Consider the following 18,204-nt stretch of genomic DNA (forward strand, 5'->3'; position numbering starts at 1 on the left):
GTGCGGTGCATGGAAAGTGGTGGAGAGTGAAGACGCAAAGAAACTTGACCTGAATTTCGAATTTGAGTAGGTGTGATCGTCTTTGGGGAGAGGTGGCCGAGCAGGACGAAGGCGCTCGCCTGCTAAGCGAGTATAGGGGCTAAAACTTCTATCGAGGGTTCAAATCCCTCCCTCTCCGCCAAATTTCTTCATTTTTTTACAAATTTTTTGATAATTCGTCAGAACCGTTTCAGCCAAGGCTGGAACGGTTTTTGTTTTTGAATCCGAAGCAGCGACTCGCCCTGAGTCAGTGTTTTCCTGTCTTCGCGCCTTACTATCTCCTGGGATGACAGCTCATTCAAAAGGCCATCAAGCATCAACTGAATCCTCGAAGGCGGGAATCCAGTCTTCTGATGTGAAGTACATGCCCTGTTTAGAGGCTGAGGCAACCGTTTTGGGCAGCAGGGTATCCTTTATCGTTTTTCATACGATTTCGATTTCGATTTCGATCGGAACTCGATTGGGTATGCGGGGATGGAGTTGGGTTAGAGGGTCTTGAGAAAGGAAATGAGATGATCCATTTCCTCCTCGGTCAGGCGGTCGGCATAGGAGGGCATGGCGTCGATGGGGTCCACGAGCTGGGTGCGGATGTTCTCTTCGGTTACAGGGCGTCCGCTGCTCGGGAGTTCATCCCTGTCGAACAGGCCTTTCATGCCGGGGGCGAATCCATTGTCGGCGGCGCGAATGGAGTGGCAGTCGGAACAGTCCATCTCCCTGAACAGGGAAGCGCCTCGCTCGGTCTGAGTGGGTTGATCGTTATGCATCGTCAGCTCCGGGTTCCGGAGAAGGCCGAAGCCGATGGCCGCGACAAGCAGCAGGCCTGTCATGAGGATGGCCGTCCTGTTCAACAAAGTCTTGCGCATGTCTTCTCCTCAGTCGAGAAAGGTGAAGATTTCGTGACGGATCATCTTGCCCTGTACACCCATCTTGCGAAGGGTCGCAATGATCGTCTCGGACATCTGAAACGGGCCGCAGACATAGAACGCTTTACCCTGCAGGTTCTGCCCGCAATATTTTTCGATTTTCCCCCGGTCCACATGACCGGTCTCGCCCGTCCAATCGCTTCCCGGCTTGCTGAGGACATGCACCACGCTCAGGCGGGGGCGTTCTCCGGAGGCTATTGAAGCCAGTTCTTCGCGGAAGATAATCCGCTCCGCGTTTTTGTTCGCGTAGAGCAGCACCACCGAGCGGGAATCGTTGGTGTCCCGCATATGCCGGAGCATGGCCATGAGCGGCGTGATGCCGATTCCACCGGCCAGGAAGACCAGGTCACGATCCCCGGGGTGGAGGACGTAGGAGAAACGCCCGAAAGAACCATGGACAGCCGCGGTATCACCGGGTTTGGTCTGACCGATGGTCGCGGTGAAATCGCCCACGGCCTTGATGGTGGAACTGAGGTATTCTTTTTGGGCCGGGCTGGACGAAATGGTCCAGTGGTGTTCCTCCACGGGCAGGGCCGGATCCCGGAAGAATGTCAGAAAGTGAAACTGGCCCGGCAGGTAGTCGGCGATGACTTCTCCCTTGGGTGGAACCAGCTTCACGGTCCAGACGTCTTCCGCCTCCCGCACCACCTCCCGAACCAGGTAAGGGCGTTTCTGGAGATTCCGCGGCCTGATGAACCGGTGGTAGACAAATGTCGCGGCGGCCAGGAGGAGTACGCCGACCCACAGTGCGCGTAAGGCCGGGATATGCATGTCGCTGCCGGTATACCAGGGATGGATGAAGATAAGCGCCAGAATGGCCAAAGCCGAAATGTCGTGCATCAGGCGCCATTTTTCGAATTTCACACCGAGCCTGGGTTGGAAGAAGCTGAACAGAACACTGGCTGTCACCAGGAACAGCGCTGCTTTGCCCGCCATGACATACCAGGGCAGATCGAGTCCAATGAGCAGTCGCCATCCCATTCCATCCACGGCGAGCAGCACGGGGTGGAGGATCAACAGGCAGAGGGCGCCCAGGGCGATGTATTTGTGGAAACGGATCAGGATATCGAATCCGAAGGCCATTTCAATCCATTTGATCCGGGCCGCGAGAATGAACTGCATGGCCAGAATCATGAATCCGATCAGGCCGAGATTCCGGCCAATGTCCCGCAGCAGCCCGTCGCCTTGCATCCCCAGGAAGGTCACGATCCAGACCGGGAGAGTGACCACCAAGAAGTAAAGAAAAATCCTGCCAAGTCCCGCGTTCATGTCGCCTCCTCCAGTGAGTGCTCGCCGTATCGTCTGGTCATACCCGCGGACTATCTTTTTGGGGTTGAACCTTTCCTGAATATTTCATTATGAAGGGTATTGTCGTGACATTAAAAATGCAAGACGAATGCGTTACCGAGATTGATCGCTAGAGGATTTCGGCCGGGAGCGCAGCTTCCTGCGCAGGCGTAGCCAGACGTCGTAGGCCAGCCAGACGGCCAGAAGGAGCAGAATTATTTTGCCCGGCAACTGAAACCGGCTGACCTCGTACACCGCATACGCCTCCATGAGCAAAGCCGGAATCTTTCCGAGGGTGGAGGCTGCTGCGAAAAGCCCGAGGGAAACCTTGCCCAGAGCCGCGCCCAAAGTTGAAAGCCATGCCGGGGCAAAGGGCAGCAGTCGCAGGAGAAAGATAAGCTGAAAGGCTTCACGGCCCTGGGCGTTGATCAGGGCCTTGGCTCTTGGATAACCCTCCAGGGCCTTCTGGGCTGAGGATCGGAAGCCGGCCCGGTAAATCAGGAAGGCCGTCACGGCTCCCAGGGATTCGCCCAGAAAGGATACGAAGGCTCCCATCCAGAAGCCGAACAGGATAATGTTCGCGGCGGTGATGAAGAATGTCGGAAAAACTCCGATAATCGTGGCGATGATATTCAGGCAAATGCTGACCAGCGCCGCATATATGCCGTATTGTTGCAGGAAGGCGACTATGGTTTCAGTCATTATTAAGCATGATCAGCATGACCGTTCAAAGAGCAAGGGCGCGGGAACCGGGTATTTTTTGCGAACCCAGTCGCATACAATAAGAAGTGATGAGGCTGGACGCCGTATTCACGGAAAGGAAATGAAAAGGCCGCTTAAAGCGGCCTTTGTTCGGTATATTGATGCTGCTGATTTAATCCAGTTCCTGAACTTTCGAGGCCTGCAGTCCCTTGTCCCCATCGACGATCTCAAACGAAACCTTGGCACCCTCCCTGAGCGTTTTGAAGCCGTTACCTTCAATGGCCGAAAAGTGGACAAAAACATCTTTGCCGTCTTCCTGGCCATCAGGGGTGATGAATCCATAACCTTTCTGCTTGCTGAACCACTTGACGATGCCTTGCAAACTCATAAAAAAATGCCCTCCTTGAGAAATACAAACAGCAGAGCGGCGCGATGCACGCTCTTTTGACGGCCGATACTCCCGTTTTTCTGATGGGTCAAGAAAAAAATTGCCGGATGGGAAAAATGATGGACAGGGCAAGAAAGCTGAATCCCAGCCCGGAAATGATGGTCAGCCGAAGCAGTCCGGTTAGCTTCTCGTCAGTCCATGGATTCTGGGATGGGCCAAGCCATGGTTTTGCCTTGAGGCTTCCAAAGTACCGGGTCGGTCCACCCATGCCGGACTGGAAAATCAGGGCAGCGGCGGACATGGGCCATCCCGCGTTGGGGCTTTCGGTACGTGCGGCGACGATTTTGACTTCGGACCAGGAAAACCCGGCGTAGCCAAGTAGACGGGCAAAGACCAGAAGCGACAGGGCGGTCATTCTGGCCGGAAGGAAGGCCAGGACATCATCGGTTCGGGCCGCGGCCCAGCCAAGCTCCCGCCATTGCGGGGTCTTGTAGCCCCACATGGAGTCCATGGTGCTCACGGTCTTGTAGGCCCAAAGTCCGGCTGGACCAAGGCAGATCAAATAGAAAAACGGGGCGACGAACGCATCATTGAGGTTCTCGCTGACGGTTTCGGCCAGGGCGCGGCGCAATCCGTCCTCATCCAGTTCCGACACGTCGCGGCTGACCAGGCCGGCCATGGCCGCACGGGCCCGCGGAATGTCCTTGTCGCGCAATAATACCGTGACCCGGCGGCACTCCTGAAGCAGGCCTCCCAGGGCCAGTCCCGCGTAACTGAGATACAGGGCCAAGAGCCAGCCCAGGACGGGCAGGGAAACAAGCAGGTGGACAAGGAGACCGGCGGCAAGCGCCATGACCAAAGTGCAGAGTGCACCGGCAATGCGCAGGGAAATCCTCGAGCCGCGGGCAAGGGATTCCATGCGTTGCAGCACCAGTCCCACAAGCCGTACGGGATGTGGCCAATGGGGCGGATCTTTGAGCCAAAGATCCAGGACCAGGGCAATGAGGGGGATGGTGAACCAGAACATGGGCAAGGTCACCAGGTCATGGTGGAAGGATGTCAGGACGAGGGACGGGGATCTTCAAAAAGGCTGAGCTGGACTTGCCGTGACACGACCTGGGATGTCTCGGAAGACCCAATTGCCGATGCTTCCGGAGTCTGTTTGGCCAAGGCCCGCTTGCGTCGCGGGAAGGGGTTCTTACCGGTCCGGAAGGGGTGCAGCACGCACGACGCGTCGGTGCAGAGGCGGACTTCCTTCGGGCTTCCGCCGCAGCATTCCAGGCACTTGGCGCGAATGGCCTTCAGGGGATTGCGGAGCGTTCGTTTCTTGGCCATGTCAAGGACGGAGAAAACATGTTTCGGCAACAGGCGTTCCAGGCATCAGCCTGTTGCCGATAACCCAAAGTCCGTCATCCGCGGGTGAATTTCCGGTAGATGATGCGTTTCGGAACGTCTGAATCCTTGCCCAGTCGTTTTCGGCGATCTTCCTCGTATTCGGTGAAGTTGCCGTCAAAGAAGGTGACCTGGCTGTCTCCTTCAAAGGCCATGATATGGGTGGCGATCCGGTCCAGAAACCAGCGATCGTGGCTGATGACCAGAACGCTCCCGGCAAAGTTCAGCAGAGCGTCCTCAAGGGCGCGCATGGTGTTCACGTCCAAATCGTTGGTGGGTTCGTCCAGGAGCAGGACATTGGCCCCGTCCTTGAGCAATCGGGCGAGGTGAACCCGGTTCCGCTCGCCGCCGGAAAGCAGGCCAACCTTTTTTTGTTGATCCGAACCGGTAATGTTGAACCGGCCCAGGTAGGCCCTGGCGTTGACCTCGCGATTGCCGAGGCGGATCATGTCATGGCCGTCGCTGATCATCTCGAAGACGGTCTTTTCCGCATCCAGATCGTCCCGTTTCTGATCCACATAGGCCAGCTTTACCGTTTCGCCCAGAGCAATCTCCCCCGAATCGGGCTGTTCCTGTCCGGTGATCATCCGGAACAGGGTGGTCTTGCCGGCCCCGTTGGGGCCGATGATGCCCACGATGGCTCCAGGGGGAATCACAAAGTTGGCATCCGCCAGAAGCATGCGGTCTGCGTAGGCCTTGCTCAGATCGACCGCTTCAATCACCTTGCGGCCGAGTCGGGGACCGGGCGGGATGAAGATTTCCAGTTCCCTGGACTGCCTTTCCGATTCCTGGGACAAAAGCTGCTCGTACGCGCCAATACGAGCCTTGCTCTTGGCGTGCCTGGCTCTGGGGGACATCCGGATCCATTCCAACTCGCGCTGCAATGTTTTTTGCCGTTCGCTCTCGGATTTTTCTTCCCGGCGCAGCCGTTCCTTTTTCTGTTCCAGCCAGGATGAGTAGTTGCCTTTCCAGGGAATGCCCTTGCCCCGATCCAGTTCGAGGATCCATCCGGCCACATTGTCCAGGAAATAACGGTCGTGGGTTACGGCGATGATGGTTCCGGGATACTGGTGCAGGTGGTGCTCCAGCCAGGCCACGGATTCCGCGTCCAGGTGGTTGGTGGGCTCGTCCAGCAGCAGGATGTCGGGCTGCTGCAGAAGCAGGCGGCACAGGGCCACCCGGCGTCGTTCACCGCCGGAAATAAGATTCACGGGCATGTCCGAAGGAGGGCATCGCAGGGCGTCCATGGCCATTTCCAGCCGACTCTCCAGTTCCCATGCATTCAGGGCGTCCAGCTTGTCCTGGACTGATGCCTGCCGCGCAAGCAGGGCGTCCATGGCATCGTCGCTCATGGGTTCGGCGAACTGGGCATTGATCTCCTCGAATTCTCGAAGCAGAGCAACGGATTCGGCCGCTCCTTCCTCCACGACCTCGCGTACCGTACGGTTTTCATTGGCCAGGGGCTCCTGTTCAAGGTAGCCAATGGTATGGCCGGGAGCGAGAACGGTCTGACCCTGAAAGTCCTGGTCCACTCCGGCGAGGATTTTGAGCAGTGTGCTTTTACCGGAACCGTTCATTCCCAGGACGCCGATCTTGGCGCCGTAGAAATAGGATAAGGAGATATCCTTGAGGATCGGTTTCTTGTCGTAAAACTTGCTGACCCTGTTCATGGAGTAGATGATTTTCTTGTCGTCGGTGCTCATGGCATATCCGTATGATGTTGGAAGGGTGGAGGATGAGAAAAAAATACCGGACATCCTCCATGAGGGTGTCCGGTTGAAGGAAAAAGTGGTGTTTGATCTAATGATGGCCGTGATCGCCGTGACCGTCGGATTCGCTGAACGAGTCCTTGATGGATTTCAAAACAACAAATCCGACGCCGGAAGCGATGATGATCAATGCCAGATAGAATGCACCCATGAATATGGCATGGTCGGGCATCCACCAGGGAATGTCCTGGGGAAGAAAGCTTTGAATGGTTTCTCCGGGAAGCATAATTACTCCAAGTGCAAGAGGTTAGTTAATGGAGTCCTTGAGCAGTTTTCCGGGGCGGAATTTGACAACCTTGCTGGCCGGGATCTTGATTTCATCGCCGGTCCGAGGGTTGCGACCGGTACGTTCCTTGCGTTCCTGAACCTCGAAGGTGCCGAAACCCGTCAAGGTCAACTTTCCATCAGCAGCCAAAATCTCTTCAACGGAATCAATGAAGGCATTGATGGCGTTCTCCGCGCTCGCTTTCGTCATCCCGGCCTTGTTCGCAACCTTTCCTACCAAATCCGCCTTTGTCATAACGCTCTCTCCTTTTGCATATTGAAACAGTGATTAAAAAACCCACTTGAAGCCCAAGGCTTAACGCTTCTCAAAGCGGGCTCTAGCCCAAAGCATTTTTCATTGCAAGAAAATAGGGGAGGAAATGGCTAAATTCCCCGTTGGTGGCTGCATCTTTCGCTTTGCCTTATAAAATACTATTCCGAATGTCCATGCTTTTCCCGAATCTTCAAGCTTCGTCGGAAGGACTGCAAACTTGTCAGGGATAAAAACTTACGCGACCACCGAAGCATTTCAAACGGAGGGTGACGATATGCCCCGCAGATCACCAGTGGATGCACAGAAATTCCAACAACTCAGCCCCTCATGTTTTTCCGCCCGGGGATTTTTTGGGAACGACACCCGGGAACTGGAGGACATCATTGCCGATGACCAAGCGACCCTGCAGCGCCTCGGCATAACCATGGACCTCCTGGTCCAGGCGCTTCGGTCCGTTTACCACGCCGCTTTACAGACTGAAGGGGAATGGGCGGACATCGCGCCGGGTGTCCGGGCCGAATGTTTGGCATGCCGGGGCAGAACGCCGTCCCCGTTTCCAGGCGAAGGCACGTTCCCCAAGCACCAGGTGCGGGTGATCCGGGAAAAGGACGCCCAATCTTTCACCATAACCCCCTTGGCCATCCATCTTATCGAACACCATGGATTTTTTCAGGGAGTCGGCTCTCCTTTTCGGATCGATCCCGGCATGGCCGCTGACATGCTGGGCTTGATCACGAAAAATAAAAGGTGATGAGTGTCATCAAGAAGCCCATGGAATGAGTGAATTTTCGAGGGTCATGCATCGCTTTTTGGTCCCAGATTATCAAACCGGGCTATGCACTCCCAGGCCTGTTCGGCTGTTTCCACATATTCAAAAAGATGGAGATCATGCGCCGAAATGGTTCCTTCCTCAACAAGCGCGTCGAAATTGATTACTCTCTTCCAGAAGCGCGAACCGAAAAGCAGAACGGGCATGGGGGCGATCTTTTTTGTCTGGATCAGGGTCAAGGCATCGAATAGTTCGTCCAGCGTGCCGAATCCCCCGGGGAAGACCACCAGAGCCCTGGCTCGGATCAAGAAATGCATTTTGCGGATCGCGAAATAATGGAACTGGAAGCAGAGTTCCGGTGGGATATACAGGTTGGGTGCCTGTTCGTGGGGCAGAACTATGTTCAGGCCGATGCTCTTGGCGGCGGCCTCGGTTGCACCACGATTCGCGGCTTCCATGATTCCGGGGCCGCCGCCGGTGATGACCACATGCGTGATTTTGTCCTCGTGCTGGCAGTTTTCAGAGATGATTCTGGAAAGTTTTCGCGCCTCTTCATAGTACCGGCTGTTATCCAAGGCGCGCTCAGCCACTTTCAGCGCGGCCTGTGCGGACGGATCCTCCGGCAGGAGTTCGGCCTGCTCCCGGGCCAGCTCATGCAGAGCGGTTGCGCTTTCCGTGTCCAGCAACCGCGCACTGCCGAAGATGACCACCGTTGATTCGATGCGGTGTTGCTGCATCAACATTTCCGGCTTGAGCAATTCCAACTGCAGGCGAACCGGGCGCAACTCATCCTGCAAAATGAAGTCCTGATCCAGAAACGCCAGACGGTATGCAGCTGATTCGGTTTGAGGAGTTGAAGGGTGCTGGTCAGCTGATTCAGCATCTTCGTGAGCCGAGGGAAAAAGAGTCGCCTTATCCTTGCCGGTCATGGACGTCATCCTCCTGAAAAAAGATTGAAATGTATTTCGTAACTACTCAGGACCTCTACATGATAAGACATGCATGTTCCGGCTTGTTCCGATTTTTTTGCCTTCCTGTCTGACTGAGCCAGGATTCGTTCATCGAACCATTGCCGGACGCCTGAAGGGACCAATTGATGTTTATTCAGGCAATGCTTTGATGTTGCGAATCCGGCGAGCGAGTTGCGAGGTCGAAAAATCGTGACAAGCCAAAACGCAGCTGAGCAGTTACTGTATTCCCAGCCAGTCATGTCACATGGTTCAGCTGATTGAGATCGGCTGAATTCCCGTCTATGACGGCAGTAGCGGCAAAATCACCACATGGCAAACCAGCTGACTGCCTTCATGCCTTCGGCCCCCCCGCAGTGGTTGCCAAATCCGACACGACTGCCTATCTGTTCGGGCTCTGGGCTGCCGGACTAACTCATTTCGACACCTTACTTTTGAACCCTGACTTATGATTGCCGACTTCTGAAGGAGAACCGCATGTTCACTGAAAAACATTTGGACGCCTATGCCCAGGTCATGTTGTGGGCTTTGGAAACGGCCAGAGGACGCAAACTCAAAGCAGGGAACATCGTCCTGCTCCAATCCGATCCCGCTGCCGTCGCCCTTTCCGAAAAGATCTACGCTTTGTTGCTGGATCGGTCTCTTCAGCCGGTGGTCCGCTGGAATCCCAGCGTGCGCATGGAGCACGATTTCTATGCCCGGGGCGAGGACAGGCACCTGACCTTTCACCCGCCGGGCACAAAAGAACTCCTCGGCGCCCTGCATGGGGCCATCCATCTGCGGGCCCCGGAGTCCTTGACTCATCTGCGGGATGTGCGTCCGGAGCGGATCAGCATGGCCACTTTGGCCCGAAAACCGTTGCGGGACATCCTGGATGCGCGCGAGCAAAAGAAACTGTTCGGTTGGACCCTGGCCATGCTGCCCACAGAGCAACTGGCCCTGGCCGCGGGCATGGATGTGGACGCCTATGCGCAACAGATCGTGAACGCCTGCTACCTGGACAGCGACGATGCCGTGGGCAGTTGGAAGGATGTTTTTGCCTCGGTCAATCGGATCAAGCGCTGGCTCAACTCCCTGAATCCGAAAACACTCCGCGTGGAATCGGAAGCGATGGATCTGGAGGTTTCCGTTGGCGAGCAGCGCAGATGGGTCGGGCTGTCCGGCCACAATATACCCAGCTTTGAGATTTTCTTGTCCCCGGACTGGCGGGGAGTGCGTGGAGTCTACTTTGCCGACCAGCTTTCCTATCGCAACGGCAATATCGTGGAAGGCGTCCGCCTGGAGTTCAAGGACGGCAGGGCGGTTGACGCGCAGGCCACGCAGGGCGAGGAATTTCTCCGGTCCCAGGTCGCCATGGACGAAGGCGCCGCCAGGGTCGGTGAATTCTCATTGACGGACAAGCGCTTTTCCAGGATCAACGCCTTCATGGCCAACACCTTGTTTGATGAAAACTTTGGGGGGCCCTTCGGCAACTGCCATCTGGCTCTGGGATCGTCGTATGTTGAATCTTTTTCCGGCAAGGTGGCCGACTTGGACAAACGGCGCAAACGCAGTCTGGGCTTCAACGAGTCCGCGTTGCACTGGGACCTGGTCAACACCCGGGAGAAAACAGTTACGGCACGGCTCGGCTCAGGCAAAACCCAGGTGATCTATGAAAACGGCGAGTTTCGGTATTAGTTTCAAAAGCTTTTTCTTTACACTTCGTATATAGTGCGGCTATGTTCACGACTTTTTCCTTCCATATGCATCACCCTGGTCTTGGTCCCGACATTGGCTTGATACAGGGGGCTGGTATTTCTAGATTTCCCATCCGCATGGATGGATCGAGAGGTCGTCATGGCACGAAATTTCCTGCAAATAACTGATTTGAAGCGTTCCGAGGCCTGGAACATGTTGACCCGGGCCAAGGAGATCAAGGCCAGCAACTGGCGATCCACCCTTCTGAACGGGAAAACAATAATTCTTTTGTTCGAAAAGGCGTCGACCCGGACCAGGATCTCGTTTGAAGTGGCCATTCGTGCCCTGGGCGGAAACGTCCTGTTCATGACCAACAAGGAATCACAGCTCGGCCGCAATGAGCCCTTGCGGGATACGGCCCGGGTTCTTTCCCGGTATGTTCAAGGCGTCGTGGTGCGCACCTTTGCCCAGGAATCACTGGAAGAATTGGCCTCCGTCGGAACCATCCCGGTCATCAATGCCCTGACCGATCTGCATCATCCCTGCCAGGTGATGAGCGACATGCTGACCATTTTCGAGAATACTCCCGACTTGCCCAGCCTGAAGGTTGCCTGGGTCGGCGACGGCAACAACATGGCCAACTCCTGGCTGCATGCGGCCATGTATTTTCCGTTTACCCTGCATTTGGCCGTGCCCAAGGGGTATGAGCCGGATTCCGGGATATTGCAGCATGCCCGGGAAAGTGGCGCCAACGTTGTCTTGACCCATGATCCGAAGGAGGCCGTCAGCGAGGCCCATTACGTGAACACTGATGTCTGGGCCTCCATGGGCCAGGAAGATGCGGCGAATGAACGTCGGGAAATATTCGCGCCGTTTCAGGTCAATTCCAGGTTGCTGGCTCTGGCCCATCCCGAGTGCAAGGTCCTGCATTGCCTGCCGGCCAAACGCGGAGAGGAAATTACGGACAACGTCCTGGAGGGCGAATCTTCCCTGGTCTGGGACCAGGCCGAAAACCGGCTGCATATGCAAAAGGCCCTCTTGGAATGGGTCTATGACGAGCATCACGTTTAATTGTGATGCGGCTCTTGATCCTGTTGCACTCGGATCACGCATGCCTTTGAACACTGGTCGACAGCTGCATGACATATTTGAATTCAGCATGATCCCGAGCTGTTTCTTCCTGCCCCTTCTCCAACCCCATTGAAAAAAATATGGAACAATCAATCAAGAAAGTCGTTCTGGCCTATTCCGGTGGTCTGGATACTTCCGTCATATTGAAGTGGATCAAGCAGACCTATTCCTGCGACGTGATCGCATTCACCGCTGACCTGGGGCAGGGCGAGGATCTCTCCGGCGTTGAACGCCGAGCCCTGGACACCGGAGCCGTGAAGGCATTTGTCGAGGATCTGCGAGAGGAATTTGCCCAGGACTTCATTTTCCCGATGATGCGGGCCAATGCCGTCTATGAGGGCCGATACCTGCTGGGAACCTCCATTGCCCGGCCGCTGATCGCCAAACGCCTGGTGGAGATCGCCAGGGCCGAAGGCGCCCAGGCTATTGCCCACGGAGCCACGGGAAAGGGCAACGATCAGGTTCGATTCGAGCTGACCGCCGCGGCCCTGGACAAAACCATCCGGACCATCGCCCCATGGAGGGAATGGGATCTGTGCTCGCGCACGGACTGCGTCGAATACGCCAGGCAGCACAACATCCCCGTCACCGTGACCAAGGACAAGCCCTATTCCTGCGACGGCAACCTGCTGCACCTCTCATTTGAAGGCGGCGAACTGGAAGATCCCTGGGCCGAGCCCGGACCGCACACCTATGTCATGTGCGTTCCTCCGGAACAGGCTCCGGATCGGCCGGAAGTCGTGACGCTTGATTTTGAGGCCGGCAATCCGGTTGCACTGGACGGCGAGGCGCTTTCGCCGGCAAATATCATGGCCAGGCTGAACTCCCTCGGCGGGCGGCACGGCATCGGGCGGGTGGACATGGTGGAAAGCCGTTTCGTGGGCATGAAGGCCCGCGGCGTCTACGAGACGCCCGGCGGGACGATTCTGCAGGCGGCCCATCGCGATCTGGAAGGCTTGACCATGGACCGCGAAACCATGCGTCTGCGCGATCAGCTGATGCCCCAGTACGCGGCCATGGTCTACAACGGATTCTGGTTTGCTCCTGAACGTGAAGCTTTGCAGGTCTTCATCGACAAGACCCAGGAGCGGGTTCGGGGTACCGTGCGATTGAAGCTGTACAAGGGGTCCGTGACGGTTCTTGGCCGCAAATCCCCGGTTTCTCTTTACAACCCTGAGTTGGCCACCTTCGAGAAGGACATGGTCTACGATCAGGCCGACGCCGCGGGATTCATCCGCCTCAACGCCTTGCGGCTCAAGGCCTGGAACCAGTGATGGCTACGGAATCCGGCAGCTCACAAAAACTTTGGTCCGGGCGGTTTGATAAAACCACGGATCGGCTGGTTGAGGCATACACGGCATCGGTGCATGTGGATCGCCGTCTGGCCGTCCAGGATATCCGCGGCTCCATGGCGCATGCCAGAATGCTCGGGGAACAGGGCGTCCTGCCTCCTGACGACGTGGAAGCCATTGTTTCCGGATTGGATCAGATTCTGGCGGAGGTGAATTCAGGCGCATTTGTCTGGCGTGACGAGCTGGAAGACGTGCACATGAACATCGAATCCCGGCTGACGGAACTGATCGGCGATGCCGGAAAGAAACTGCATACGGGGCGAAGCCGCAATGATCAGGTTGCTCTGGATTTCCGTCTCTACGTGGACGAAGCCCTGAAACGCTGGCAGGATGGGCTCGAAGAACTGGTCGCCGTGCTGGTGCGGCGGGCCGAGGAGCATCGCCGGACTCTGCTGCCCGGGTGTACCCACCTGCAACCGGCCCAGCCCGTAAGTCTGGCTCAGCACCTGCTGGCCTATGCCTGGATGTTTCGCCGCGATCACGCCAGGGCGGAAGATGCCTTGAAAAGGGTGCGGGTCAGTCCTCTGGGAGCCGCAGCCCTGTCCGGGACCACCTATCCACTCGACCCGGCCATGGCGGCCCGGGAAGTCGGCTTTCCCGAAGTATTCGCCAACAGCATGGACGCCGTCTCAGACCGTGATTTCGTCATGGAATCCGTCTTTATCGCGGCCGTGACCATGGCTCACCTTTCCCGGCTGTGCGAGGAGCTGATCCTCTGGGCCAATCCGGCATTCGGCTTCGTGCGGCTGCCGGACGCCTTTGCCACCGGGTCAAGCATCATGCCGCAAAAAAAGAATCCGGATGTGGCTGAACTGATGCGCGGAAAGACCGGGCGGGTTTACGGGGCTTTGATGTCCTTGATGACCCTGGTCAAAGGACTTCCGCTGACCTATAATCGGGATTTGCAGGAAGACAAGGAACCGTTTTTCGACGCGGACAAGACCGTGGAAACATCATTGCGGCTCATGGCGTCCATGATGGCCGAAATGGAATTCGTGCCGGAACGGATGCTGGCGCTTTTGCGCAAGGGATACCTCAACGCCACGGAACTTGCGGACTATTTGGTGGGAAAAAAACTGCCTTTCAGGGACGCCCATCATGTTGTGGGGCGGGCCGTGGCGTTTGCCGAAGACCAGGGCCGACCTCTGGAGGAGCTGTCACTTCAGGAGTTGCAGTCCTTTTCGCCGTTGATCCAGGAGGATGTTTTTTCCGTGCTGGATTATCATCAAGCCGTAGCACGGCGCAGCGGGCGGGGCGGTACCGGTGAGGCTCCGGTCCAAAATCAAATCAGCGAGTTGAAAGCCTGGTTGACTGCGTCTGAAGGGAAGAACGGCGGGGTTTGATTTGGCGGAAGCGTATAGGAGTCGAACCTACCGACGACCTCTCGACCGTCCACTGGATTTGAAGTCCAGGCGCCACACCGGTGACGAAACGCTTCCTTGTGTGAAAAATGCCTTTTATAGATTTCAACGTTGAACCGCAAGGGGGCAGTTCGAATCTCCGGAGGAATTTCCGGCTTTAGAACGACATTGACGCTGTTTCACCACGGGATTGGGAATCGGCGTCGAATGCTTCACTTTAACACCCCTCCTCTTGCAAACCACAATCGTATTTTTTCTGATAATCCAATCCTTTTTCGGAGGAATTTTCATTGAATAATTTTTCAAAGAACCTGCTGCTCTGGGCTACCATTTCCGTTGTGATGGTGGTTCTGTTCAACATGTTTAGCCAACCGCCGGCGCCCGAACAGCAATTGAGTTACAGTGAGTTGCTGGCCCGCGTTCGAGCCGGCGAAGTTACCGAAGTCAACGTGCAGGGGCAGAGAATCCAGGGAGTACTGCTCAACGAGCAACGCTTTGTTTCCTACAATCCCAACGACCCCAACCTGGTACCCATACTTCTGGAGAACAATGTCCGGGTGGTCGCGGAGCCCGAGGATCAGTCGCCATGGTATTTCACCATTCTGATCTCCTGGTTTCCGATGCTTCTGTTGATCGGAGTCTGGATCTTTTTCATGCGCCAGATGCAGTCCGGGGGCGGGCGGGCCATGTCGTTCGGCCGTTCGCGGGCCAAGATGCTGAGCGAGGAATCCACCAAGGTCACCTTTGAAGACGTTGCCGGGGTGGACGAGGCCAAGGAAGAATTGATGGAAGTGGTGGATTTTCTGCGGGAACCAAAAAAGTTTACCCGCCTTGGCGGGCGAATCCCCAAGGGCGTTTTGCTGGTCGGCTCTCCGGGTACGGGCAAAACGCTGCTTGCTCGGGCCGTGGCCGGAGAGGCCGGGGTGCCGTTTTTCTCCATTTCCGGTTCTGATTTCGTGGAAATGTTTGTCGGCGTCGGCGCTGCCAGGGTGCGCGATCTGTTTACCCAGGGCAAAAAGAACGCGCCCTGCCTGATTTTCATAGACGAAATTGACGCCGTCGGCCGACAGCGCGGCGCCGGGCTGGGCGGAGGGCATGATGAACGCGAGCAGACCCTGAACCAGATGCTGGTGGAAATGGACGGTTTTGAATCCAACGAAGGCGTCATTCTGATTGCCGCCACCAACCGTCCGGACGTACTGGATCCGGCCCTGCTGCGTCCCGGTCGGTTCGACCGGCAGGTCGTTGTCCCGGCACCGGATCTGCGGGGCAGGGTGCGCATCCTGCAGGTCCATGCCAAACGTACGCCCCTTGCCAAAGGGGTCGACCTTGAATCCCTGGCCAAGGGCACGCCGGGCATGTCCGGAGCCGATCTGGAGAATCTGGTCAACGAGGCGGCCTTGTTTGCCGCCCGGCAAAACAAGGATCAGGTTGAAATGCAGGATTTCGAGGAGGCCAAGGACAAGATCCTGATGGGCAAGGAACGGCGCAGCATGATTCTCAGCGATGACGAGAAGAAGACCACGGCCTACCATGAAGCCGGTCATGCTCTCGTGGCCCGGCTGCTGCCCGGAACGGACCCGATTCACAAGGTGTCCATCATTCCCCGAGGCATGGCCTTGGGCGTGACCATGCAGTTGCCGGACGACGAACGACACAACTACAGCCGGACCTACCTGGAAAAAACATTGGCCGTGCTCCTTGCCGGCCGGGTGGCCGAGCAGATTATCTTCGATCAGCTGACCACGGGGGCCGGCAACGACATCGAACGGGCGACGAAAATGTCCCGGAAAATGGTCTGCCAGTGGGGGATGAGCGACGTGTTGGGGCCGCTGTCCCTGGGGGAAAACAACGACCATGTCTTTCTTGGTCGCGAGATTTCATCCCACAAGGACTACAGTGAAGAAACGGCGCAGCAGATCGATGCTGAGATCAAGGGCTTCATCAGCAGAGCTCTCGCCACGGGTCGGGAATTGCTGGAGCAGAATATCGACACTCTGCACGCCATGGCGGAAGCCCTTCTGGAGCGCGAAACCATTACCGGAGACGACATCACCCGTCTGATGCAGAACGAACCCCTGCCGCCCGTCAACTTGGTGATCAAGAAGGCAGCCCGGGACGAGTCTGCCACGAAGTCAGAGAACATCGATCAAGACGCCGACAAGGGAGAAGATGGGAAGAAGACGACCGATGATCCAGCTTCTGCAAAGGGCGAGGGTGAATCGGAAGACGAATTTTCCCTGGAAGAGCCTGAGAAACCTCAGCGTTCCTAGCCTGATTGCATCTTGCTGAATGGATTTGCCTGTGAATTCAGTTCCCGCATGGCGCATCAAAGGTGAACGATTTTTGAATATGAATCACCCCCTGATCATGGGGGTGATCAATTGCACTCCGGACTCGTTCTACGACGGTGGCCGGCATCGTCATCCGGACGAAGCCGTACGCCGCGGCCTTGAGCTGGTCTCCGAGGGAGCGCTAATTCTGGACGTCGGCGGCGAATCCACCCGCCCCGGCGCCCTGCCCGTGACCCGGGAAGAGGAACTGGAACGCGTTCTGCCCGTGATGCAGCGATTGAGCGCCGCCCTGGAGCAAAGCCATCCCGAGGTTGTTCTTTCAGTGGACACCACCAAGGCCGAAGTGGCCGCCATGGCGCTGGCCGCCGGCGCGGCCGTGGTCAACGACATCTCCGCCTGCCGGTTTGATCCGGGGCTGCTGGACGTTCTTCGCCAGTATCAGCCGGGTTACGTGCTGATGCACGCTTTGGGAACACCGGCAACCATGCAGTCCAATCCATATTATGAAAATGTTCTGGATGAAGTCCGTCGCTTTTTCGAGCAGCGGATGAACGTCCTGGTGCAATCCGGATTGTCTGAGGACGCCATTATCCTGGATCCTGGGATCGGGTTCGGCAAGCTGCTGGAACACAACCTGCGGCTGCTGCGCAATATCGACGACTTGCTGCAATTGGGCAGGCCGCTTCTGGTGGGCATTTCCAACAAGTCTTTTTGGAAAGGGCTGCTGGGGCTGGAACTGGAGGAGCGCGGATCCGTCACCCAGGTGGCCACGGCGTTGCTGACGGTCAAAGGGGTGCGGGTGCATCGTGTTCACGACGTACTGGAAACACAACGGACTTTGCGGGTATTCCAGGAGCTGAGCGGAGGCGGGTCGTGCTAGAGATGCAGTTCGGCTTGCGGGAACTGGTGGACATCGGCCTGGTGACCTTTGCCTTCTACCGGCTGATCCTTCTCGTGAAGGGGACACGTGCCGTATCGATCATCTACGGATTGATACTAATCCTGGTGATCTATTACCTGTCCGAGGAATTCGGCCTGCTGACCTTGAACTGGTTGCTGGCCAACTTTCTGGGCTCCATGTTCCTGGTGATTATCATTTTTTTTCAACAGGACATCCGGAGAGCCCTTTCCGAACTGGGCGCCGGCAGTCTTTGGAGACGTCGCAACGTATCTGATCGCCTGGTGAACGAAGTGGTCTACGCAGCGCTGAACATGGCCAAATCACGAACCGGCGCCTTGATCGTCTTTGAGCGGGCTATTCCTCTGGGGGACATCATAGCTCGTGGCGTGGAAATCAAGGCCGGCATGTCTCGCGAACTGCTGGTGACGATATTTACTCCGGGCACGCCGCTCCATGATGGGGCCGTGGTGATTCGAGACGGCCAGGTTGAAGCCGCGGGTTGCATTCTGCCTTTGTCATCCGGAGTCGAGCACTCCACCAAACTGGGAACGCGGCACCGGGCCGCCATCGGCGCGAGCGAAGAGTCCGATGCCGTGGCCCTGGTGGTATCCGAGGAGCGGGGGGTCATATCTCTTGCCCAGGGAGGAGTACTGTCGGAAAATCTGAATGAAGCGCAGCTCAAGGACGCCTTGCGCAACGCATTGGAGAAGTAG

The 18,204-nt window shown here is 56.8% G+C and carries 18 protein-coding genes and 2 tRNA genes; 9 read left to right on the forward strand and 11 right to left on the reverse strand.

Annotation, left to right across the window (positions count from 1 at the left end):
- Positions 1 to 86 precede the first annotated feature (86 nt).
- Positions 87 to 181: transfer RNA gene (locus BLP93_RS09500), tRNA-Ser, on the forward strand.
- Positions 182 to 524: 343 nt separating this feature from the next.
- Here the strand turns inward: BLP93_RS09500 and BLP93_RS09505 are convergent.
- From BLP93_RS09505 to BLP93_RS09545, 9 genes are all read right to left on the reverse strand, one after another.
- Positions 525 to 902, reverse strand: a complete 378-nt coding sequence (locus BLP93_RS09505) for a c-type cytochrome (RefSeq protein ID WP_092120562.1) — start codon at positions 900 to 902, stop codon at positions 525 to 527.
- 9 nt (positions 903 to 911) lie between these two features.
- Positions 912 to 2,231 carry a ferredoxin reductase family protein gene (locus BLP93_RS09510; RefSeq protein ID WP_092120564.1) on the reverse strand — a complete coding sequence of 440 codons (1,320 nt, stop codon included), beginning with the start codon at positions 2,229 to 2,231 and terminating at the stop codon, positions 912 to 914.
- A gap of 132 nt (positions 2,232 to 2,363) precedes the next feature.
- Positions 2,364 to 2,951: a TVP38/TMEM64 family protein gene (locus BLP93_RS09515; protein ID WP_092120566.1), complete on the reverse strand. Its 588-nt coding sequence runs from the start codon at positions 2,949 to 2,951 to the stop codon at positions 2,364 to 2,366.
- Between the two features lie 172 nt (positions 2,952 to 3,123).
- On the reverse strand, positions 3,124 to 3,339 hold the full coding sequence (locus BLP93_RS09520) for a cold-shock protein (RefSeq protein WP_092120568.1): 216 nt from the start codon (positions 3,337 to 3,339) through the stop codon (positions 3,124 to 3,126).
- A gap of 88 nt (positions 3,340 to 3,427) precedes the next feature.
- Entirely contained in the window at positions 3,428 to 4,366 is a 939-nt protein-coding gene (gene cbiB, locus BLP93_RS09525; RefSeq protein ID WP_092120571.1) for an adenosylcobinamide-phosphate synthase CbiB, read from the reverse strand.
- A 32-nt stretch (positions 4,367 to 4,398) separates the two neighbouring features.
- Entirely contained in the window at positions 4,399 to 4,704 is a 306-nt protein-coding gene (locus tag BLP93_RS09530) for a hypothetical protein (protein ID WP_092120575.1), read from the reverse strand.
- A gap of 44 nt (positions 4,705 to 4,748) precedes the next feature.
- Complete coding sequence (ettA, locus tag BLP93_RS09535) at positions 4,749 to 6,434, reverse strand: energy-dependent translational throttle protein EttA (RefSeq protein WP_092120887.1); 1,686 nt, start codon at positions 6,432 to 6,434, stop codon at positions 4,749 to 4,751.
- 97 nt (positions 6,435 to 6,531) lie between these two features.
- The gene (locus BLP93_RS09540; protein WP_092120578.1) at positions 6,532 to 6,726 is read right to left on the reverse strand and encodes a hypothetical protein; all 195 of its coding nucleotides are present in this window, start codon (positions 6,724 to 6,726) and stop codon (positions 6,532 to 6,534) included.
- Positions 6,727 to 6,747: 21 nt separating this feature from the next.
- Entirely contained in the window at positions 6,748 to 7,020 is a 273-nt protein-coding gene (locus BLP93_RS09545; protein ID WP_092120581.1) for an HU family DNA-binding protein, read from the reverse strand.
- A 292-nt stretch (positions 7,021 to 7,312) separates the two neighbouring features.
- Between BLP93_RS09545 and BLP93_RS09550 the strand changes: the two genes are divergently transcribed.
- Positions 7,313 to 7,789, forward strand: a complete 477-nt coding sequence (locus BLP93_RS09550) for a hypothetical protein (protein ID WP_092120584.1) — start codon at positions 7,313 to 7,315, stop codon at positions 7,787 to 7,789.
- 44 nt (positions 7,790 to 7,833) lie between these two features.
- On the opposite strand, the gene BLP93_RS09555 is transcribed toward BLP93_RS09550, so the two are convergent.
- Positions 7,834 to 8,736, reverse strand: a complete 903-nt coding sequence (locus tag BLP93_RS09555) for an LOG family protein (RefSeq protein ID WP_208596610.1) — start codon at positions 8,734 to 8,736, stop codon at positions 7,834 to 7,836.
- A gap of 516 nt (positions 8,737 to 9,252) precedes the next feature.
- On the opposite strand from BLP93_RS09555, the gene BLP93_RS09560 reads away from it, so the two are divergent.
- The 4 genes from BLP93_RS09560 to argH all read left to right on the forward strand — a co-directional run bounded on the left by BLP93_RS09560 (position 9,253) and on the right by argH (position 14,278).
- Positions 9,253 to 10,452 (forward strand): aminopeptidase, encoded by a 1,200-nt coding sequence (locus BLP93_RS09560; RefSeq protein WP_092120590.1) that lies wholly within the window; start codon positions 9,253 to 9,255, stop codon positions 10,450 to 10,452.
- A gap of 159 nt (positions 10,453 to 10,611) precedes the next feature.
- Positions 10,612 to 11,523: an ornithine carbamoyltransferase gene (argF, locus tag BLP93_RS09565; protein ID WP_092120593.1), complete on the forward strand. Its 912-nt coding sequence runs from the start codon at positions 10,612 to 10,614 to the stop codon at positions 11,521 to 11,523.
- Positions 11,524 to 11,663: 140 nt separating this feature from the next.
- Entirely contained in the window at positions 11,664 to 12,857 is a 1,194-nt protein-coding gene (locus BLP93_RS09570; protein ID WP_092120597.1) for an argininosuccinate synthase, read from the forward strand.
- Positions 12,857 to 14,278, forward strand: a complete 1,422-nt coding sequence (gene argH / locus BLP93_RS09575) for an argininosuccinate lyase (protein ID WP_092120601.1) — start codon at positions 12,857 to 12,859, stop codon at positions 14,276 to 14,278. The genes BLP93_RS09570 and argH overlap by 1 nt, the downstream gene beginning before the upstream one ends.
- Positions 14,279 to 14,280: 2 nt before the next feature.
- On the opposite strand, the gene BLP93_RS09580 is transcribed toward argH, so the two are convergent.
- Positions 14,281 to 14,374 (reverse strand) — tRNA-Sec (locus tag BLP93_RS09580).
- 212 nt (positions 14,375 to 14,586) lie between these two features.
- Between BLP93_RS09580 and ftsH the strand changes: the two genes are divergently transcribed.
- The 3 genes from ftsH (at position 14,587) to cdaA (ending at position 18,204) form a co-directional block, all read left to right on the forward strand.
- On the forward strand, positions 14,587 to 16,569 hold the full coding sequence (gene ftsH / locus BLP93_RS09585) for an ATP-dependent zinc metalloprotease FtsH (protein ID WP_092120604.1): 1,983 nt from the start codon (positions 14,587 to 14,589) through the stop codon (positions 16,567 to 16,569).
- A 79-nt stretch (positions 16,570 to 16,648) separates the two neighbouring features.
- Positions 16,649 to 17,470: a dihydropteroate synthase gene (folP, locus tag BLP93_RS09590; RefSeq protein WP_244148705.1), complete on the forward strand. Its 822-nt coding sequence runs from the start codon at positions 16,649 to 16,651 to the stop codon at positions 17,468 to 17,470.
- 2 nt (positions 17,471 to 17,472) lie between these two features.
- Positions 17,473 to 18,204, forward strand: coding sequence for a diadenylate cyclase CdaA (gene cdaA, locus BLP93_RS09595; RefSeq protein WP_092120610.1), 732 nt, complete (start codon positions 17,473 to 17,475; stop codon positions 18,202 to 18,204).

It is taken from the genome of Desulfonatronum thiosulfatophilum, from assembly GCF_900104215.1.
GTDB lineage: Bacteria > Desulfobacterota > Desulfovibrionia > Desulfovibrionales > Desulfonatronaceae > Desulfonatronum > Desulfonatronum thiosulfatophilum.